The sequence below is a fragment of the Janthinobacterium salmonicoloratum genome, from assembly GCF_051380845.1.
Taxonomy (GTDB): Bacteria; Pseudomonadota; Gammaproteobacteria; order Burkholderiales; family Burkholderiaceae_D; genus Janthinobacterium; species Janthinobacterium lividum_F.
In genome coordinates this window covers 1-18,742 of sequence record NZ_JBNYXV010000010.1, presented here as the reverse complement: position 1 = coordinate 18,742, position 18,742 = coordinate 1, and the positions used below count along the sequence as shown (strand labels likewise).

Annotated in this window: 12 protein-coding genes; 2 read left to right on the top strand and 10 right to left on the bottom strand. The window is 59.4% G+C overall.

The features are described from left to right. Positions 1 to 91: 91 nt before the first annotated feature. Positions 92 to 856 (top strand): DeoR/GlpR family DNA-binding transcription regulator, encoded by a 765-nt coding sequence (locus ACQ4WY_RS27290; RefSeq protein WP_436506789.1) that lies wholly within the window; start codon positions 92 to 94, stop codon positions 854 to 856. Positions 857 to 905: 49 nt separating this feature from the next. On the opposite strand, the gene ACQ4WY_RS27285 is transcribed toward ACQ4WY_RS27290, so the two are convergent. The 10 genes from ACQ4WY_RS27285 to puuE form a co-directional block, all read right to left on the bottom strand. Then, complete coding sequence (locus ACQ4WY_RS27285; RefSeq protein ID WP_436506788.1) at positions 906 to 1,976, bottom strand: S1/P1 nuclease; 1,071 nt, start codon at positions 1,974 to 1,976, stop codon at positions 906 to 908. 8 nt (positions 1,977 to 1,984) lie between these two features. Next, a complete protein-coding gene (locus ACQ4WY_RS27280) occupies positions 1,985 to 3,214 on the bottom strand; it encodes a phospholipase D-like domain-containing protein (RefSeq protein ID WP_436506787.1) in 1,230 nt (409 codons plus the stop codon). Positions 3,215 to 3,230: 16 nt separating this feature from the next. Next, positions 3,231 to 4,928, bottom strand: coding sequence for a bifunctional metallophosphatase/5'-nucleotidase (locus ACQ4WY_RS27275; RefSeq protein WP_436506786.1), 1,698 nt, complete (start codon positions 4,926 to 4,928; stop codon positions 3,231 to 3,233). Positions 4,929 to 5,039: 111 nt separating this feature from the next. Beyond that, positions 5,040 to 8,426 carry a TonB-dependent receptor gene (locus ACQ4WY_RS27270; RefSeq protein WP_436506785.1) on the bottom strand — a complete coding sequence of 1,129 codons (3,387 nt, stop codon included), beginning with the start codon at positions 8,424 to 8,426 and terminating at the stop codon, positions 5,040 to 5,042. A gap of 830 nt (positions 8,427 to 9,256) precedes the next feature. Next, complete coding sequence (locus ACQ4WY_RS27265) at positions 9,257 to 10,744, bottom strand: adenosine deaminase family protein (protein ID WP_436506784.1); 1,488 nt, start codon at positions 10,742 to 10,744, stop codon at positions 9,257 to 9,259. Between the two features lie 43 nt (positions 10,745 to 10,787). Beyond that, positions 10,788 to 12,104 carry a guanine deaminase gene (guaD, locus tag ACQ4WY_RS27260; RefSeq protein ID WP_436506783.1) on the bottom strand — a complete coding sequence of 439 codons (1,317 nt, stop codon included), beginning with the start codon at positions 12,102 to 12,104 and terminating at the stop codon, positions 10,788 to 10,790. A gap of 9 nt (positions 12,105 to 12,113) precedes the next feature. Beyond that, positions 12,114 to 13,193: a xanthine dehydrogenase accessory protein XdhC gene (xdhC, locus tag ACQ4WY_RS27255; protein WP_436506782.1), complete on the bottom strand. Its 1,080-nt coding sequence runs from the start codon at positions 13,191 to 13,193 to the stop codon at positions 12,114 to 12,116. A gap of 9 nt (positions 13,194 to 13,202) precedes the next feature. After that, the gene (xdhB, locus tag ACQ4WY_RS27250; protein ID WP_436506781.1) at positions 13,203 to 15,548 is read right to left on the bottom strand and encodes a xanthine dehydrogenase molybdopterin binding subunit; all 2,346 of its coding nucleotides are present in this window, start codon (positions 15,546 to 15,548) and stop codon (positions 13,203 to 13,205) included. A gap of 10 nt (positions 15,549 to 15,558) precedes the next feature. After that, positions 15,559 to 17,025, bottom strand: a complete 1,467-nt coding sequence (gene xdhA / locus ACQ4WY_RS27245) for a xanthine dehydrogenase small subunit (protein WP_436506780.1) — start codon at positions 17,023 to 17,025, stop codon at positions 15,559 to 15,561. Positions 17,026 to 17,124: 99 nt separating this feature from the next. Then, the gene (gene puuE, locus ACQ4WY_RS27240; RefSeq protein WP_436506779.1) at positions 17,125 to 18,078 is read right to left on the bottom strand and encodes an allantoinase PuuE; all 954 of its coding nucleotides are present in this window, start codon (positions 18,076 to 18,078) and stop codon (positions 17,125 to 17,127) included. Positions 18,079 to 18,199: 121 nt separating this feature from the next. Between puuE and uraH the strand changes: the two genes are divergently transcribed. Next, entirely contained in the window at positions 18,200 to 18,553 is a 354-nt protein-coding gene (gene uraH, locus ACQ4WY_RS27235; RefSeq protein ID WP_436506778.1) for a hydroxyisourate hydrolase, read from the top strand. Positions 18,554 to 18,742 lie beyond the last annotated feature (189 nt).

The following is an 18,742-nucleotide window of genomic DNA, read 5'->3' as shown; positions in this document are numbered from 1 at the left end:
TCTCCTTGTGCTTGTATATGCTTGCCTTCGACGACTTTATCATGCAGACTCGTGCAATATCAAGAAAATATAAGATAATTCAAGAAAGCCCATGCTCACACATCAACGCAAACAATATTTGCTGGACTTACTCCAGCGCGAGGGACAGATCGTCGCCAGGGCCGTCAGTGATGCCTTGGGCTTGTCGGAAGACACGATACGCCGCGACCTGCGCGAGCTGGCGAAAGAGGGATTGCTGGAACGCGTACACGGTGGCGCCCTGCCCTTGCTGCCGCGCTCGCCCGCGCTGGCGCCATTTGCGGGGCGCGAACAGATCTCACCCGAAGCCAAGCCCGCCATCGGCCGCGCAGCCGCGGCCATGATACAGACGGGACAAGTGGTGTTCCTCGATGGCGGTACAACCGCCGTGCAGCTGGCGCGCCAGTTGCCGCGCGAATTGCGCGCCACCATCGTCACGCATAGCCCCTCGATTGCCGTCGAACTGGTCAATCACCCTGGCATCGAGGTGTTGATGCTGGGCGGGCGCCTGTACAAGCACTCGATCGTGGGTGTCGGTGCGGCAACCGTGGAAGCCATAGCCCGCATCCGCGCCGACCTGTATTTCATGGGCGTGTCCAGCCTGCATCCGCAAGCGGGCATCACCACGGGAGACTATGAAGAAGCGTGCGTGAAACGCGCCCTGAGCGAGGCGTCTAGCCGCACTGTCGTGCTGGCTTCGCCGGAAAAGTGCAATACGGCCTCGCCGTTTCAAATCGTGCCCTTGAGCCAGGTCAACGACATCATCGTGCACCGCGACGTAGACGACGCCCTGGTCGCGCCCTACCGCGAGATGGGAATCAGCGTCACCCTGGCATGAAAAAAGCGGCCCGCAGGCCGCTCTCGCATGACATCTTATTGCGGCCAACTTATTGCGGCCAAATCGATTGCAACACGGCGGCCAGGTGATAGCCGCCCTCGATCAGCTGCTGCTTCGCCAACGCCGAGCTGGGCACGGGATAGTTGTCCGGAACCGTCAAGGTCCACACGTTATAGACATCGCCCTTGCGGCTGGTCTGTTGCGTGGCGGGGCCGGCCACCACATCCGTGAAAGCAATCTTTGACGCCGCCAGCGAGGCATCGGCCCACTGATACGGCCAGCTGACGGGGTCGCCGCTATTGGCGCTCACCACAGGTGCGCTGGCGATCACGGTGCGGGCGAACTGCTGCGGCGTACGCGTGCTCAGGCGGCGCATGGCGTAATCGACCACGGTCGTGTCCCAGTATGAATGCAGGGGCTTGGTAGGCGACTTCGGATACACGCTGGCTGGCCTGGCCGCGCGCTCTTCCGCCGGCAGCGGCGCGGGAATCACGGCATCGGACAGCGCCGTCATCTTCGCATCGTCGAGCAGCAGATCGTTGCCGCCGCGTGCGTTGAAAATGGCGACGTCGTCAATCTGCGCCTGCGTGGCGGGCACGAAAAACTGGCCATCCTTGCCGAGAAACGCATTGCCCACATGCAATGGCTGGTGGATATCGCCCACCAGGTGCGTGATCAAAATCAAGGCTTCGCGCTGGCTGAAGCCGTGCGGATTGCTGGCCCCATCAGCCTTGCCTTGCAACACCAGGATCGCCTGCTTGAGCGTCTGCACGATATCGTCATCGGCCGTGCCCACGCCATGGTCATGGTAGTGCGCGTTCTGGAAAGGCACGTTCGTGTAATGGTATTCGCCATGCTTGGGGTTCGCCGCCACATACGTCAGCATTTCCGGCGTCTGCGGACCGCAATACGTACCCTTCACGCAATCGGGCCAGTTGGCGATCTTTTCCAGGCTTTCGCCAGGCAACAGCAATTGGGCGATGTGCGCCTGCGCCGCGCTACCCTTGAGCAATTGATCGGCGATGGCGCCCACGGCGCGGTGGGCGTCGTTGCCCCAGGCCAGCACATTACCGGAAGCAAAAGCGGCGCCCAGCGCCAGCACGCAGAGTAATTTTTTCATGTTCACCATTACTCCTTGCCTTGCGGCGCGGCCTTGGCCGGTTTCGGATACTGCTTGTTGATGTCGATAGGCTGCGCATACGCCGAACTCCACGTCTGCTCATGCAGCGCGGCAATACGCTGTGCCATCTGCTCGTTGCGCAGCACTACTTCCAGGTTGCGCGACAGGTCGAAATAGCCGCCCGCCCAGTTGCTCGTGCCGACCCAGGCCAGCTTGCCGTCGATGCTCATGGTCTTGCTGTGGATCACGCGCGCAAATGGAATGAAACCCGTCGAAGCGGCAGGAATCGTCACGATGCGGATTTCCACGTTCGGCACCAGGGCCAGGCTTTTCAGGTAGGCGATGGCCGGCGCTTCCGTGTTCCAGGCGGACACCATCAGCTTGATTTTCACGCCACGCTGGGCGGCTGCGCGCACGGCGTTGTCGATCACGGCGTAGTACGGGCGCGTGCGGTTCGGGCCGTAGGACAAGGGCGCGTAATCGAGCAGCTGGATGCGCACTTCGCTTTTCGCTTCCGCCAGCAAGGCGGGCAAGCCCGTTTCCGAGTCGCCCACGCCGGCCGGGTTGTACGCATTCGGGCTGGCCAGCAAAAACGCGTTTTGCGCATAGTTGGCCGGCACCACCTTGCTGTTGAGCACCGTGGCGCGGCTGCCTTGCGACGTCAATGCCTGGGCTTGCCAATCCTGCTCGAAGATGGCTTGCACCTGGCTCACCATGGCGGGCTCGGTGATTCTCAAGCCCGTCTCATGAATGTGCTCGAACGAGCGCCAGTCGAAATTCTGGCTGCCGATGTACGCCACCTGGCCATCGACGGCCAGGTATTTCGCGTGCACGATGCCGTTGCCCGTGATTTTATTGAAATCGATGAGGCGCAAGTCCAGATTCGGAATCGCCTTGATCCGGGCGATGGTCGCCGCCTCCGACAGACCCACGCCCTTCTGGTCCAGCAGGAAGCGGATTTTCACGCCGCGTTGGCCGGCGGCCGTCAAACTGGCCAGCACTTTTTCAAAAGCCGTGCCCGGCTTGCTGACGGCATAGAACTGGGCGATGACGATTTCTTTCTTGGCCGAAGCAAACAGCTCGCTCCACACGGCAACTGGCTCGCGCAGGTCGGGATTCGTCAAGCTCGTTTCCACGGGCGAAGTGTGCACCAGCTCAAAGCCGGGAATGGTGAAATCCGCGTGGGCCGTGCCTGCGAACAGGGTAGTGACGAGCAGGGAAACAGATAAACGACGCATGGTTATTCCTTGTAAATTATTTGACGCGCACGATGCGCCCTGCCGCCGTGGCGCTGCCAGCCGGCTTGCCGGCGCGCGCACGGGCTATCAGGTAATTGCTGAAAGCGTCGATGTCGCGCACGCCCGTGTCCAAGCGGCGCGTGCCGGCCGCCAGCACGGTAAAGCGGTCACCGCCGCCGGCCAGGAAACTGTTGGCGGCGACACGGTATTGTTGATTGTCCTCAAGGGGAATGCCATTCAGCATGATGCTGCCCGGCACAACGCGCTGGCCCTGCGGCCGCGTGCTGTCCCAACGGTAGCTAAAACCTTCGGACACTTGCAGCAGATTGCCCTCGCCTGCCTCTTCACCCGGCCATTGCTGCTCGAGCAAGGTACGGATTTGCGCGCCGGAAAGACTCACGACGATCAGCGTATTGCCGAACGGTACAACTGCCTGGTTCTGGCCCACGTTTGTCATCAGGTCGGCACCCGCTTCCAGGTCCTTGCGGATGCCGCCATTGTTCATCAGGCCGATTTGCGCACCGGCAGCGCGCGCGCCGAAAAGTGTGCTGTCGGCCACCAGATCGCCCAGCGGGGAAGCGCCGCCGCCCTTGGTGCTTCGGCCCACGTTTGGCACGGCGATGATGGCCACGGGTCGCGACAATTCCGCCGCACTGCGCTGCTTGACCGATTCCAGGTAAGCTACCACGGCCGGGTCCGGCTCATACATGCCTGGCAGCATGACGACGTTTTGCGCGCTGGCATCGATCACGGCATTCTTGACAGGATCGACCTTGAGCTTGATGCGCGTCAACATGTGTCCGCCCATCTGTGCCTGCGTCACGAGGCGGCCATCGACACGGCACAGATAACCCTGGTGCGAATGGCCGCTGATGACCAGTTGAATCGCCGGGTCGAGGCGTTTCACCACGTCCACCACTTCACCCTTCAGATGGCTGCAATCGGGCTGGTCGACGGCTTCCTTCGTCTCGCCGCCCTGGTGCAGCAGCACGACGAACACGCCCACGCCCTGCGCGCGCAACTGCGGCAAGGTGGCGTTGATGGCGTCCGCCTCATCGCCGAACTGCAGGCCGGCAATGCCGGCGGCCGTCACCACGGACGGCGTATCTTTCAGCACGGCGCCGATCAGCCCCACCTTGACGCCATGCGCCTCTTCGATGCGGTAGGCGGGCAGCAAGGACTTGCCCGTCTGCGTGTCGATGACATTGGCCGCCATATAGGTGTAGCTGGCGCCTTTGAAGTCCGGCGTGAACTTGCACGCCTTGTCTGCGCGTGAAGAGTCGCAACCGCCGCGCTGCTGGCGCAGCAATTCCGCCTTGCCCTGGTCAAATTCATGGTTGCCGACCGAACTGGCCTTCATGCCCAGCATGTTCATGGCGACGATGCTCGGTTCGTCCGCCCACAGCGCCGACATGGCGGGGCTGGCACCGACCAAGTCGCCATTGCCGACAAAGATCAGTTGCGCATCTTCGCGCCGCCACGCCGTCAGGGCGCCGGACAAGGTATCGATGCCGCCGGCCTGCACCGTCTTGCGCTCGGCATCGGCGATGCTTGAGTAGGTAAATTTGCTGCGGTCGAGGTTGCCGTGAAAATCGTTCAGGGCAACCAGGTTCACGTCAATCGGGCCGCTCGGTGCAGACGCCAGGTTGGCGCAGGCGGACAGGGCCAGGATCAGGGCCGCGGCAGCGACCGGAGTGCGTAAAAAGTGAGCCATGGAATGATATTTGTCAAAAAGAAGAATGAGTAAACCATCTGGTCTATAAAAAAACGGCTGGTGTCGCCACCAGCCGTCTTTAGCTTGCCAAACTACGAGGCAACTACGAAATTAGAATTCGTACTTGATCGTTGCTTGCAGTGCCCATTGCGATTCGCCTTTGGCTTGACGCGTTTCCGTACCTTCTACGACAGGACGCGTGTTATAGACGTACTTGCCATCTTTCATACCGACATAGTCAACAAAGCTGCGCACTTGGCCACCAGCCGATTGGAAGGCCACTTCATTGATGCGGCCCCATTTACGATTCAGCAAGTTGCTGAAGTTCAGGATGTCGAAGGTGAAGATACCTTTGTTACCACTGAAGAAGCCCGGTACTTCCTGGCTCATACGGACATCGAAGCTGTTGGTCCATGGTGCAAAGCTCTTGTTACGGCCAACGACACCGCCTTTTGCCTTGCGCAGATCACCATTGGCATTGACGACAGCCCAGAAAGCGTCTTCGTTCGCGTGATTGGTAGCAGTATCTCCACGGAACACAACTTCGCCCGAACCTGGTGCGCTTGGGATGTACATCAAGTCATTGCCCGCCAGACCGTCGCCGTTCAAGTCATTATTGATGGTCCAGCTGTATGGCTTGCCGGTACGGCCTTCATAGAACAGACCGAACGTGGTTTTGTAAGTACCGAAGAAACGCTTGCTCCAGTTCACGTTCGCCGTGAAGCGGTCCTTGACCAGGTAGTTCGAATTGGATGCAACGTTTTCGTTCGGATCGAAGACAGCACGGCCGCCCCAGTTCGAGCTCGAGGTCGACGACGTCAGCGGCGACACTTCCGTAGCATCGCTATAGGTGTACGAAGTACCCCACGACAGGCCATCACGCACGGGGCTACGCAGCGACAAGGTCAGCACGTTGGACGCGCCTTTGTCGGTGTTTGTTGCCATCAGTACTTGACCAAACTTCTCGTTGGCGCCCGATTTGGTGCGTGCACTGCAATCCGAGGTACCAGTCAAGCTGCCGGTGGAATTCCAGCATTTTTCCAGGTAGGCATTCGCACCATAGTACAGCGGACGGCCATCGCTACCAGTAGCTGTAGGTGCCCCCATGTTCAGCTCTTGATAGTAGATCGAGTCTTTGGTTTGCAGTCGCAGGTATTCCGCGCCGACAATCAGGCCCATCCATGGCAATTCATGTTCGAACGCCAGGTTGGCCTTCCAAACCGACGGCTGCGCCAGATTCGGGCTCAGCGCATCGACCTTCATTGCCGGAATGACTGCGCCCAAGTTGGTTGGCTGCTTGGTTGGGTCAGGATTAAAGAAACCGTCGCTGTTCAGGCAAGTGCCTGCCGAGCTTGAGCACGTGTAGTTTTGCACGGCCATACCGGTATTCTGGTAAGGATTACCCAGCCAGACGCTGGCAGCAGCGCCCTGGAACAGGCCAAAACCACCGCGCAACTGCATTGGACGCGCCGAATCAAACTTGTAATTGAAGCCCACGCGTGGCTGGTACAAGTTTTCGCCATCGATGGTGTGCGAATTGTCAATGCCGAAACCACCCGTCTGACGGCCACCTGGCGTCGTGCGCGCCACTGTTGGCTGAGCTGCGAGCGCATTGTAGATCGGCTTTTCGCCGATGCGCGTACCATCAACACGCAAGCCGGCGCTAATGGTCAGCTGCTTGTTGACATTCCAGGTATCTTGCACGAACAAGCCGATATTTTTCAGGGAAAAACTGGCGATCGCATCGTCCAGCGTGCGGCCAGGCTGCGCCACCTGATAGGAATACGAGCTAGGACGACCGCGGCGGAAGTTTTCCAGGATGGCGGCCTGGCGCTGTGCTGCAGTCCCAGTGCTGCAATCTACTTTGCCAAAGGTGTATTGGAAATTAAGCTTTGGATTGGTGCTGTCATTCGTATTGATACAACCGAAGGTGTAGTTACCATTGACGTTTTGCAAGAAGGCATTGTAGACATCGTTCTTGCTGTAGTCGGTACCAAACTTGACTTCATGATCGCCCAGCGCCCATGTACCGGCCGCGTAGAAGTCTTTGGTCTTGGTGCCCAAGACATTTTTCTGACGGCTCTGTTCGGTGCCGAAGTTCAGGAAACGGTTGCCGGTTGCTAAACCTGCAGGGGCACCGTCAGGCAACACGCCGGTAAACTGCAGGCCGATGGCTGGCAGGTAAGCATTGTTTTGCGGCACGCTGTCGTACTTGCGCGACGATACCTTGACTTCGGTCGAGAACGTCGGCGTCCACTCGGCGGTCCATTGACCAACCAGGGTTTCCAGGCTCTTTTCCTGGGTGTACCAGTAGGAGCTCAGCGACAAACCCGTTTGCGAGAAGCCCGTATAGATTGGTTCCGCTTGTTCGGTCTTGGTGTAACGCAGCATCATGCGCTGGGTGTCGGTCAAGTTCCAGTCCAGCTTCAGCAGCTTTTCCTTGGCCGTAAATTCCGAACCGCCAGGCACAGCCAGGCTGCCGATATCAATACCATATTTGTCTTTTGCAATGGAAGCTGCGCCATCGATGGCCGATTGGGTAATCGCCACGTTGGTCTGTGCGCTACCGATCGGACCGAAGGTTGGCGCGCCGCGCGAGCTCTTGGTCTCCTCGTAGTTGGCAAACAAGAACAGTTTGTCTTCGATCAGCGGGCCGCCCAGAGTGATGCCCTTAGTGGTGTCCTTCGATTTTGGCGCATCGTAGTACTCGCCCGTCGTATCGTTATAGCGATCGCCAGCAGTGCTGTCATTGCGGAACACGTAGTAAACGCTGCCCTTGACCTTGTTGGTACCGGACTTGGTCACGGCGTTGATGTTGGCGCCCGTGTAGCCTTTTTGCGTCACATCATAGTTGGCGACGTTCACTTGCACCGACTGGATCGCTTCGATCGAGATCGGTTGCTTGCCAGTAGCCGTACCGGACGCTTCCAGGCCGAACGTGTCGTTCACGGCCACGCCGTCAATCGTCATCGAGTTGTAGCGCGAGTTTTGACCGGCAACGGAGATTTCACCGCGCTCTTTGTCGGTTTGCGACAGGCGTGGGTCGGCGCGGGCATAGTCTTGCAGGCTGCGCGAGATCGACGCCTGGGTAGCCAGTTCGGTCGGGCCGATATTGGTGCCGGCGCCCATGTTGTTCCGGTTGAAAACCTGATTGCGAATGGCATTGGTGCTGACTTTCACCACTTGCATGTCTGCGCCCAGCGTGGCGTCGACGTTGGCCGTTTCGGCCAGGGCGATATACACGCCTTCGCGTTTTTCAACCACGCCATTTTTGGTAATGGTGATGGTATAAGGACCGCCGGCACGCAAGCCGCGCGCAACATAACGGCCTTCTGCATCGGTGGTTACGTTGCTGGCCGAACCGGACTCAACGTGAACGATACTGACTTGCGCGCCAGCTGCCGGCTTGCCGTCGGTGGCCGAGATACGGCCGCCAATGGAAGACGTAGTGTTCTGTGCGAACGATGGTGCCGCCGCCAGTGCAATAGACAGGCTCAACGCGATTTGCGTTAGCCGAAGTCGCTTGTGATTGATCATCTTTAACCCCAGAAAAGACTATTATTTTTGAAAATCCTGGATTGCCCACCGCCCGGCTGCGCCGCACAGCAACACAAACACAAGATCTCCTCTTTACGATGCTGCAACTGTTACGCCGGCTGGACTGGCTGCGGTCCTGACAAGACCATCACAAAACGCCGCTCCACACATCACAACTATTCCTATTCAGACAATAACGGCGGAAAAAACTGCACCCGATCCGTACAACCCAGGGCGCTAGCACCTGTGTCATTCACCCGACATGCTTACCCGGCTAACATGGCAAGCCGCGAGTGTAATTGTTAAATATTTCAAGACTGTGACACGGCGGTGAAATACAGAAGAATGTCGTCATTTAGCTGCGCGACTGTTTGTTTCACTCTGCATCTCACCTTTATTTACTGCAAATACCCATCTTCATACGATATCGCCCAGATGATTGTGACTTTTTAATATCACCTTCATCCCACTATGCATCATCAAAAAATGGATGACAAATACGATTTTTTTTACATATTTATATTTTTAAAATATAAATAGCATAGGGTAACTAGCTGGATTGATATCGTGCTGACAGCGTCCGGGCTTATGGCGCGTGATTATAAATGAGCAATATGTACTTGAAATTGATTCATCCAGGAAATTGGATAAAGTCGTGTATCTGCCGTTAATTGTGTCGCATGGCCGCCACAAAATTAACAGAAAAACACTGCGGGGATTTGAGAAGGTAAATGGAAAACGGCCGGAATATCCGACCGCCCTGAGAGTATCAGTTGTGAACGTCGCGCAACTTACGGTTTATTGTTCTTGCCCACCTTGTCGGCCGCGGCAATTTGCGCTTCAAAACGGGTGAAGCGGGCATCAAGCGCTTTCAGCAAACGTTGCTTGTCCGCTTCCGCCAGGAAAGAATAGCGCAGGCTGTTGTATGACAGCTTTTTGATTTCCGCATAATCGGTCTTGTACTGGCTGGCAAACAGCACGTATTCATTCGACAGGGTATTGCGCGAGACGCCCGCGTCATCGGTGGAGATCACGAAGGGCACGCCGTACTTGCGGTACAGGGTGATCGGATGGGCCTGACCCTTGATACCAAGAATGTAATCGTTGCTGGTCAGGTTCACTTCCACGGGTATGCCCCGTTCGCGCATCTTTTGCATGGTCGCCAGCGCATTGCGCTCGTAAGCGATATCCATGCCATGGCCGATACGGTCGGCGCCCGCCACATCGATGGCTTCCGCGATATGGAAAGCCATGCCTTCCGGCGGCACCATGCCCAGCGCCAGCTCGCCGGCGTGCAAGGCGATCTTGACGTTCGGATATTTTGCCTTGAGGAACTTGAACATTTCCATGTGCAGGCTGTAATCACGCATCGACACGTTCACGCTTTCCTGGCCCACGATGTTCACGCCCACCAGCAGCGGATTCTGGCTCGCTGCCTTGAACGCAGCCACCATGGACGAGAACACTTGCGATGGCGACAGGAAACGCAACACATACGCCTGATAACGCATGGTGAAGTTCGCATCGTCGATGCCGGCGCTGCTGGCGTTGACGTTGTCGTTATAGGCGGTAATGCTTTTCTGGAAGCCAGTATCCTGCTCGAGGTTCTGCGTCCAGTTGGCCAGCACGGCTTGCAAGGCTGCCGGCTGCAAGCCCGGCGCCAGTACCTGCTGGTCGAACTGCGCGTTTTGCACGAATGGCGACAGCTCGAAAATCGTCTCGATGTAGCTGAGGTTTTCAGCGATGGCGCGCTGCTTCAGGGTTTTCAAGCCATCGGCCGTGTTGCTCGACGCCACGGGGCCAAAGTAGCCAAAGGTATCGAAGAAGGTACGGTCTGGCGGCGTCTGGATGGCGCCGTGGTTGTAGAAATCCTTGGTCGACCAGCGCTGCAGCAATTCCGCATACAGGCCCGCGTCGGCAAACACTTCCGTGGACGACAGGCATCCACGCTGCGCGGCCGGCTTGGCGCGCTCGGCCGCGACGACGTCCTTGTTGCTTTCGATGCGGTACGTCGTCTTGTTGACGCAATAGTTTTCCTTGTCGACCCAGTCAAGGAATTGCTCGGCGTAAATAGCGCCCGAGTAATGGTGATGCAGATCACCGCCCTTGGGCATCATGGAAAAAAACAGGCTCAACTCGGCTGTCTTCGGCTGCGCGCCCGCAAGCAGGGAGGCAAAATGGCGCGCGGTGGCCGCTTCATTGGAAGACGGTGCGGCCTGCGCCGTTCCGGTCAATGCCAGCGCGGCGCCAAGCGCCAGGCCAGTGAGTTTCTTGTGCATTCGCGTTCTCGCTCAGGGTAATTCGTATGGAACAACAGGTAGGTCAGCCCTGCCCCCGCACATGCACGCACTGTCCGCCCGAATACGTGGCGGCCACGGCACGGTCATCGCCCAGTAGCGCAAAGGCAAACAGCAATTCCTCCAGGCTTTGACAGCCAGCCGTGCGGCGTTCGAGCAGCGGCGTGGATTGTTTATCCAGCACGATGAAGTCCGCTTCCGTGCCAGCAACGAAATTGCCCAAGGTGCCTTCCAGTTGCATGGCCCGTGCCGCGCCCAGGGTTGCCAGGTAAAACATGCGCAAAGCGGGCAGATAGCTGCCTTTCAAGCGTGCTACTTTATAGGCTTCGTTCATGGTTTGCAACATCGAGAACGAGGTGCCGCCGCCCACGTCGGTCGCCAGCGAGAGCAGCACGCGCGCCGCATCGGCCCGTTCGAAATCGAACAGGCCACTACCGAGGAACAAGTTGGAGGTGGGACAAATAGCGGCCGCCGAAGATGTTTCCGCCATGCGCGCGCGGTCGTGCTCATCGAGCCAGATGCAATGGCCGAACATGGCGCGCGGGCGCAGCATGCCGTACTGGTCATATACATCGAGGTAGCTGCGCGCCTGCGGATGCAATTCGCGTACCCAGCGGCACTCATCCTCGTTTTCCGACACATGCGTCTGCAAATACGTGTCCGGATAGGCGCGCGCCAGCTCGCCCGCCAGGTGCATCTGTTCATTGGTCGAGGTGGGCACGAAACGGGGCGTGATCGCGTACAGCGAGCGGCCATGCTTGTGCCAGCGCCGGATCAGCTCTTCGCTTTCGCGCGCGCCGGACTCGGCCGTGTCGCGCAGAAATTCAGGACAGTTGCGATCCATCATGACCTTGCCCGCCACCATGCGCAAGCCACGCGCATCGCTGGCGCCAAAGAAGGCATCGACCGATTGCGGATGCACGCTGCCATACACCATGGCCGTGGTGGTGCCGCAGCGTAGCAGTTCATCGAGGAAAAACTCGGCGACGTCACGCGCGTGGACAGGGTCTTCAAACGCGCGTTCGGTGGGGAAAGTATATGTTTCCAGCCACGGCAGCAAACCGGGGGCCGGCGATGCGATCATTTCCGTCTGCGGAAAATGCAGATGGGTATCGATGAAACCCGGCACGATCAGCTTGCCGCGATAATCGACGATCTGCGTGCCAGGCGGCAAAGTCGGTTGTAGCTGTGCGTAATCGCCGGCCGCCACGACCTTGCCGTCGGCCACGATCAGCAAGCCGTCCGCATGCCAGGCGTGCGCCTCCTCGGTGAAAGCGGGATCGGCGTGGAAGTGCAGCAAGCTGGCACGGTAAGCTTGCAATGTGGCGGGAACAATCGGCATGACTTCTTTCTATAACGGGTGAATGGCGGCGCGTGGTTGGCGGCGCGGCGGTGCGCTGGCAGAGGCCAGCCGCAACGGTGCGGCCAGGGCGGCAGCGGCCGCTTCCTCCCACACCATGAGTAATTGACAGGCAACGGAAGCGGCGATCACGGCCGGGGCCTTGTTGCGGATGCCTGGCATGCCGATCGGACAGACCATGGCGGCGATCCGCGCCTCGGACACGCCGCGCGCCTGCAGGCGGTGCTCAAATTGCTTGCGTTTCGTGTGCGAACCGATCAAGCCGAACCAGCCTGCATCGTCGCGTGCCATGATGGCTTCCGTCAAGCGTTGATCGAGCGCATGACTGTGCGTCATGACGAGAAAACTGCCGCCCGGCGGCGCCATGGCAACGAATTCCTCGGGCGTATCAGTGGCGGCAATGCGCACATTATCTGGCAGCCCCGCCGGCAACGCTGCGAGAAACATGTCTTCGCGTTCATCGACCCAGGTAATATTGCAAGGCAAGTGGGCCAGCGCACGCACGATGGCGGCACCCACGTGACCGGCGCCAAACAGGGTCAGGTGCGCGCGCGGCGCCAGGCAGGGGTCGATCAGCCATCGCCGCCCCTTGCCATCCTGAGCAACATGGGTACTGCGTTCGCGCGAAAACGTGTCGGGCGCCTGGGCTGGCGTGCCGGCAATCCAGCGACCGCCAACATCGAACAGGGCCGACGCGGCATCGCCATCGAGCGCCGTGACTTTCCAGCTGTCGTGCTGGCGGCGCTCGCGCAAGGCGGCCAGCAATTCTGTCAGGCTGGCATCGACATACTCAAAGGCCAGGTGGACGACGCCACCACAGCATTGTCCCAGGCTGGGGCCCAGCGCAAAACGCTCGAGCCGCGCATGGGTGTCGCCCGTGGCCAGCATGGTCTTGGCGATTTCCACGGCGCGCAATTCCAGGTGGCCGCCACCGATGGTGTCCGTCTGGCCATCAAGCGTGACGCGCATCTTCGCGCCCGCCTCGCGCGGCCCGGAACCTTCCACCAAGGCCACCGTCACCAGCACGGATGCCTGCGTGTCATTCTCCATCGCTGTCAACCAGTCGCTCATCATCTTCCCCTAAGCAGCCACGCCGGCCGCTTGCACGGCCATGACCGCCTTGAGGATTTCCTCGCTGGTGGCGGGGGCATTCAGCGGTGGCTGCACGGCATGATGGCCCACGCTGGAAATAGCGTCACGAATGGCAAAGAAGACGGAAAACGGCAACAGCAGCGGCGGCTCGCCCACGGCTTTCGAACGGTGGATGCTGTCTTCCACATTGCGGTTCTGGAACAGCTTGACGCGAAAATCTTCCGGACAATCCGAAATGCCAGGAATCTTGTACGTCGATGGCGCGTGCGTCATCAGCTTGCCCGCCGCACTCCACCACAACTGCTCCGTCGTCAGCCAGCCCATGCCCTGGATAAATGCGCCTTCCACCTGACCCAGATCAATCGCGGGATTCAATGACTGGCCAGCGTCGTACAAGGCATCCGCACGCAGCAACTTCCATTCGCCCGTCAAAGTGTCAACCACCACCTCGGCCACGGCCGCGCCATACGCGTAATACGAAAACGGATGACCCGTCATCGTCTTTGCATCCCACGACAAGCCCGGAGTGGCATAAAAACCGTCCGACCACAGTTGCACTCTAGCCAGATACGCCTTCTGCACCAGCTCGGCAAACGGCACGACGTGACCATTGACGTGGATATGGTTATCAAACAAGCGCACACAGGCTGCATCGCCGCCGTACAGTTTGACCGCGTAATCGGTCAGGCGTTCACGGATCTGGCGCGCCGCATCCTGCGCCGCCTTGCCGTTCAGGTCGGCGCCGGTGGACGCCGCCGTAGCCGACGTGTTCGCCACCTTGCTGGTATCGGTGGCCGTGGCCCGCACTCTGTCCAGGTCCAGTCCCAATTCGTGCGCCACCACCTGCATGACCTTGGTATTGATGCCCTGCCCCATTTCCGTGCCGCCATGGTTGACCAGCACGGAGCCATCCACGTACACGTGCACGAGGGCGCCAGCCTGGTTCAGATGCGTGACGTTGAAGGCGATGCCGAACTTCAACGGCGTGAACGCCAGGCCCTTTTTCAAAATGGGGCTGGCCTCGTTGAACGCGTCGATGGCGCGGCGGCGCGCGCGGTAGTCGCTGCTGTCTTCCAGTTCTGCAACCAGTTCATGGATCACGTTGTCGACGATTTTTTGCCCGTACGGCGTGACATTGCGCCCTTCCACATCGTTGCGGCCATAGAAATTGAGCATGCGGATATCGAGCGCATCGCGTTGCAAGTGGCGGGCGATTTCATCGATCACGTACTCGATGGCAATGGCGCCCTGCGGCCCGCCGAAGCCCCGGAAAGCCGTGTTCGACTGCGTATTCGTCTTGCCGCAGGCGGCGCGAATATCCACGTCGGACAAATAATAGGTGTTGTCGAAGTGGCAGACGGCGCGCGTGGCGACGGGGCCGGACAAATCGGCCGAGTAGCCCGCACGCGTGGTCATGTCGACCTTGGCGGCAAGGATCTTGCCGTCGTCGTCGTAGCCCACTTCGTATTCATAGTAAAAACAGTGGCGCTTGCCCGTCACCAGCATATCGTCGTCGCGGTCGGCGCGCAGTTTCACGGGACGCTTCAGTTTGGCTGCCGCAATCGATGCGGCTGCCGCCCACAGGGCCGACTGCGATTCCTTGCCACCGAAGCCGCCGCCCATGCGCCTGCATTCGACGGTGATGTTGTGCGAATGCACGCCCAACGCATGCGCCACCACGTGCTGCATCTCACTCGGATGCTGGGTCGAGCACAGCACCAGCATGCCTTGCGCTTCCTTCGGGATGGCGTAGGAAATCTGCCCTTCCAGGTAGAACTGTTCCTGGCCGCCCACATACAGCTGGCCCTTGACCACATGCGGCGCCATCTCGAAGGCAGCCTGGTAATTACCACGCGTCAATTGCATCGGCGGCAGCACATACGATTGCGCGGCCTTGGCCGCCTGCGGCGTCATGATCGCGGGCAACTCCTCGTACGACACCTGCGCCAGGCGGGCGGCGCGGCGCGCATGGTCATGCGTATCGGCCACCACGATGAAGATGGGCTGGCCCACGTATTGCACCAGTTCCGCAGCCAGGATGGGGTCGTCATGGATGATGGGGCCGCAATCATTGGTGCCAGGAATGTCCTGCGCCGTGTAGACGGCGGCAACACCGGCGGCAGCGCGCACGGCCGACAAATCCATGGCCGTGATGCGCGCATGGGGCTTTTGCGACAGGCCCAACGCCGCGTGCAAGGTACCCTGCAATTCGGCGATATCGTCCGTGTACGTGGCTTGCCCCAGCACATGCAATTGCGCCGATTCATGGGGGCTGGGCTTGCCCACGGCGGCCCAAGCGGCCGCTTGCAATTCGGGCGTGACAGGATGGTTCATGCTGGTCCTTTCAGGCGCGGCAAGCGTAGGCGTTGACGGCAGCGCGCAGCAAAGGCGCACCGGGGCGTGTTTCCAGCCAGAAGCGGCGCAACAGGTTTTGCGCCGTCGTCATGCGGTAGGTATTCGAGGCGCGCATGTCCGACAACGGCGCGTAATCGTCGGCCAGCAAGCGCATGGCGTTGACGAGGTTGTCTTCCGTCCACGCCTGCCCCAGCAAAAATGCTTCCGTTTGCGCGGCCCGTTGCGGCGTGGCCGCCATACCGCCAAAGGCGATGCGCGCGTCGATGATGCGCTCGCCGTCAAGCTGGAAGGAGAATGCGGCGCACACGGCCGAGATATCCTGGTCGAAGCGCTTCGCCAGTTTATACGTGCGGAATTGCACATCGGCACGCGGCAAGGGCACGCGCACGGCTTCGACAAATTCGCCGGGTTGCAGATCTTTCTTTTGGTAAGCCAGATAGAAGTTTTCCAGCGGCATGATGCGCTGGCCGGCGGAGCCGCGCAGCACGATCTCGCTGCCCAGCGCAATCAGCCACGGCATCGAATCGCCGATGGGAGAACCATTGGCCACATTGCCGCCCAGGGTGCCGGCGTTGCGGATCGGCAAGGAAGCAAAGCGCTGCCACAGTTCCGACAACTCTTGCGGATAGTGCCCGCACAGCGCCGCATAGGCCTCGTTCAGGCTGGCGCCGGCGCCGATGTGCAGCTTGCCGTCAACGATGGCGATGGTTTTTAGGGCTGCCACGTTGCCGAGATAAATGATGTCGCCCAGGTCGCGCAGTTGCTTGGTCACCCACAAGCCCACGTCGGTGGAGCCGGCCAGCAGGCACGCTTGCGGCTTTGCCGCGCGCAGCGCCACCAGTTCCTCGAGGCTGCGCGGCGCGTGGAAGTGCTGGCCACCATGTTCATAGGTGGTCAGGCTGCCGCGCTGCAGTGCCCGCAATTGCTGCGCCAGGGCATCGCGGTCAAATGTCACATGCGGCAGTTCGCCCATGCGTCTGGCCGCATCGATGATAGGCCGGTAGCCCGTGCAGCGGCACAGGTTGCCCGACAGGGTGTCATCGATTTCGCAGCGTGTGGGCGTCGCTCCGTTTTTCTGCAGATACATGCCCCACAGCGACATCACGAAACCTGGTGTGCAAAAACCGCACTGGGAACCGTGGCATTCGACCATCGCCTGCTGCACCGGGTGCAGGGCGCCGTCGGGCTGTTGCAAGTCTTCCACGGAAAACAGGGCCTTGCCATCGAGGGTGGGCGTGAACTGGATGCAGGCGTTGACGGCCTTCATCTCGACCTGGCCATCAACCAGGCTGCCGATGACCACCGTGCAAGCGCCGCAATCGCCTTCGGCGCAGCCCTCCTTGGTGCCCGTGCAATGCAAATCCTCGCGCAGGTGCTGCAACACAGTCTGCGTAGGGGCGGCGTTGCGTACTTCCTGTACGGCACCACGATAGTAAAAGCGGATCGGTTCTGACATGCTGGCCTCGGTATAGTCCCAGTATAGGAGATTAACACCGGCATATGGGACAACTATATGCAAAAACTGATTTCACTTATCATCCAATATCAATACCCATCAAACAGTGCAAGGATGCGTCGCATGCCAATGTTCGGCAATATCGATGCGGCGCGTGATCCACACCTGCTCATGGCGCTGTACATAGTCGAGGAAGCGCGCCAGCGCCGCGGCCCGTCCCGGCCGCCCCACCAGGCGGCAATGCAAACCCACCGACAACATCTTCGGCTGGTTCAAGCCGTTCGGATCGCCTTCCGCATACAGTACATCGAAGGCATCTTTCAGATAATCGAAAAACTGCGTACCCGAATTAAAGCCTTGCATGGCGGCAAAGCGCATATCGTTCGTGTCGAGGGTGTAGGGCACGATCAGCTGCGGCTGCACGGCGGGCAGGCCGGCGGCATCCGTATACGCCACTTTCTCCCAGAATGGCAAGTCATCGCCATAATAATCGGCGTCGTAGCGGAAACCGCCATGCTCGACCACCAGTTTCCGCGTATTGGGCGAATCGCGCCCCGTGTACCAGCCTTGCGGGGCGGAACCTGTCAATTCGCGGATGATCTGCACGGCTTCACGCATGTGTTCGCGTTCCGTCGCTTCATCCATGTTTTGATAGGAAATCCAGCGCAAGCCATGACAGGCGATTTCATGTCCCAGTTCCTGGAAGGCGGCCACCGCATCCGGATTGCGTTTCAAGGCCATCGAGACGCCAAACACTGTCAGCGGCAGGCGCCGCTCCTCGAACATGCGCAGCAAGCGCCACAGCCCGGCGCGCGAGCCGTATTCATAAATCGACTCCATGCTCAGGTGGCGCGCAGGAAAAGCGGCCGCACCAATCATTTCCGATAAAAACGTTTCCGAAGCAGGATCGCCATGCAGCACGCTGTTTTCCGCCCCCTCCTCGTAATTGAGGACGAATTGCAGGGCGATGCGGGCCTTGCCCGGCCATTGCGGATGGGGTGGCGTGCGGCCATAGCCGATCAAGTCGCGTGGATAATGTTCGTAATTGTTCATGCGGAGGCGCGCCTATAGGAGGACAATGTTGGCTATATGCCCAATCATATAGCCCGGCGCAGTCGCCGGTATATGATTTGCGCGATAAGCACAGTCATTCACCCTATATACAGGATAGCAAATGGGAAAACTCAGCACGCATGTACTCGATATCGCCCACGGCAGGCCGGGAGCCGGCGTCAAGGTGGCCCTGTTTTCAGTCGCGCCGGAAGGCAAAGTGTTATTAAAGATGGATATGACGAACAGCGACGGCCGCTGCAGCACGCCCTTGCTGGAAGGCGACAGCATGAAAGCGGGCCAATATGAGCTGGTATTCAATGCAGGCGACTATTTCGCCGCCCAAGGCCTCGACTTGCCTGCACCACGCTTCATAGACCTGGTGACCCTGGCCTTCGGCATTGCGCATACGGATGAAAACTACCATGTGCCGCTGGTGGTGTCGCCGTGGTCGTATTCGACTTATCGAGGAAGTTAAGCGACGTTCGACGACAAAGGCAGCGTGCAACGCTGCTTTTTTACGCTTGTATGCCTTGCCAGACAAAGTACGAGACGAAAAAAAACCCGACCATTTCTGATCGGGTTTTTCTCTACTGCGAATAACAAGCCTGACGATAACCTACTTTCACACTGGTTGCAGCACTATCATCGGCGCAAAGTTGTTTCA